The sequence below is a fragment of the Saccharomonospora iraqiensis subsp. iraqiensis genome (assembly GCF_000430445.1).
GTDB classification, from domain to species: Bacteria; Actinomycetota; Actinomycetes; order Mycobacteriales; family Pseudonocardiaceae; genus Saccharomonospora; species Saccharomonospora iraqiensis.
The window spans coordinates 1-1915 of the sequence record NZ_KE387131.1 but is presented as its reverse complement, the minus strand read 5'-3'; the positions used below and the strand labels follow the sequence as shown (position 1 = coordinate 1915).

General features: G+C 74.8%; 1 protein-coding gene and 2 pseudogenes. All 3 read right to left on the bottom strand.

Going from position 1 to position 1915, the window contains the following annotated elements:
• Window positions 1-349, bottom strand: a pseudogene (locus tag ACTIR_RS24490) (hypothetical protein); the annotation flags it as partial.
• Window positions 350-726: 377 nt separating this feature from the next.
• Entirely contained in the window at window positions 727-1611 is an 885-nt protein-coding gene (locus tag ACTIR_RS0119755) for an AAA family ATPase (protein ID WP_026455570.1), read from the bottom strand.
• Between the two features lie 172 nt (window positions 1612-1783).
• Window positions 1784-1915, bottom strand: a pseudogene (locus ACTIR_RS26965) (nucleotidyltransferase family protein); the annotation flags it as partial.

Here is a 1915-nt window from a genome sequence, read left to right as displayed (position 1 = left end):
TCGGATCGGCCGCCTCGGTGCCCTCGCCGTCGCCGGACTCCCGGGACGACAGGGCGGCGATGCGGGGCTGGACGGCAACCGGGGTGCCCCGCGACCCCCGGTCGGGCGACTCGGCGCCGAACCACGCGGCGAACGCCCGGTCGTACCGGGGCAGGTCGTCGGGTTCGGAACACAGGGTGACCCGGCCGGCCCAGTAGATCTGCCCGACGTCGGCGGCGTCGACCCGCTCGACGGCGTCGAGGTACGCCCGCACCCGGCGCGCGTCACAGCTCACCCCGGACTCCCGCAGCGCCGCGGCGAATCCGACGAGCCCGGGCAGCGGGTCGCCGACGACCCCGGAGGTGCTCATCCCCCCATTCTGCCCCGCAAGTCACCCCCAGGGGCACCGCGAGTCGCCACTCCGAGCCCGCGAGTCGCCACTCCGAGCCCGCGAGTTGGCGCTCCAGACCCGCGAGTCGCCATCTTAGGCCCGCGAGTTGCCACTCCGGACCCGCATGTTGGCACTCCGGACCCGCATGTTGGCACTCCGGACCCGCGATGCGGCGCGGCCGGTCCGCCGGTCCGTCTTCCCTCATTACCGCACTGAACGGGTCCGCCGTCGCCCGGCGTCGACTCACCGTCCTCGAGTGCCGACTCGCCGTGCTGGAGTGCCGACTCGCCGTTATGGAGTGGCGACTCGCGGGGCTGGGGTGGCGACTCGGCGTTCCGGGGTGGCGACTCGCGGGGTCAGGTGAGGAGGGTGTCCAGGTCGGCGCGGACGCGGTCGAGGTCCTCGCTGTACTTGAGCACCGTGCCGAGGGTCGCGGCGGCCGACTCGGCGTCCAGGGTGTCCCGGCCGAGGGTGGCCAGGGCCCGGGCCCAGTCCAGCGCCTCGGCCACGCCCGGCGGTTTGAGCAGCTCCCGCGTGCGCAGCCGCCCGACCGCCTCGGCGACCTGGCGGGCCAGCCGCTCGCCGAGTCCGGGGACCCGGCCGCGGAGGATCGCGATCTCCCGCTCCAGGCCGGGGTGTTCGAGCCAGTGGTACAGACACCGGCGCTTCAGCGCGTCATGGACCTCGCGGACACGGTTCGAGGTGAGCACCACCAGCGGGGGCGCCGCCGCGCGCACCTCCCCGTACTCGGGGATGGTGACGGCGTTCTCGTCGAGCAGTTGCAGCAGGAACGCCTCGAACTCGTCGTCGGCGCGGTCGATCTCGTCGACCAGCAGCACGCACGGCGCCGTCGTCAACGCCCGCAGCAGCGGCCGGGCCAGCAGGAACCGTTCGGTGTAGAGGGACTGTTCGGCGGTGTCCACGTCGAGCCGTCCGCCCTCGACCGCCTCCAGCGCCCGCAGGTGCAGCAGCTGCCGGGGAAAGTCCCATTCGTACAGTGCCTGCCCCGCGTCGATGCCCTCGTGGCACTGGAGCCGGATCAGGGGCAGGCCCAGCGCCCCGGCCAGGGACACGGCCAGCGACGTCTTCCCGGTGCCGGGCTCGCCCTCGCAGAACAGGGGCCTGCCCATCCGCAGGGCGAGGAACGCGGCCGTGGCGACCCCGGTGTCGGCGAGGTAGCCGGTGTTCTCCAGCAGTCCGGCCAGTTCGTCCGGCGAGTCGACCGTCGGGACCGCCGGCACGGCCGCCGCGTCGCCACCCCCGTCGGGCGGGCCGACGGGGGGGTGGTCGGGGGTGCTGTCGCTGTCGGTGGTGTCCGCTGTCACAGGACCGAGCCTAACGGCAGCCCGGCCCCACCTCGCCCGCCCGGCCACACCCGGCGCCACGGCACGGTCCGCCTCCGGACTGCGGGAATCAGTCCCGCGGTCCGGGTGGGAGGTCGGCGGGGGTGTCGACGTCCGCGCCGGTTCCGAGGTCGCCGCACTCGACGAGGCGGAGGTCGGTGCGGCCCGCGAGCCAGTCCCGCGCCCCCCGGTCACCCCCGGC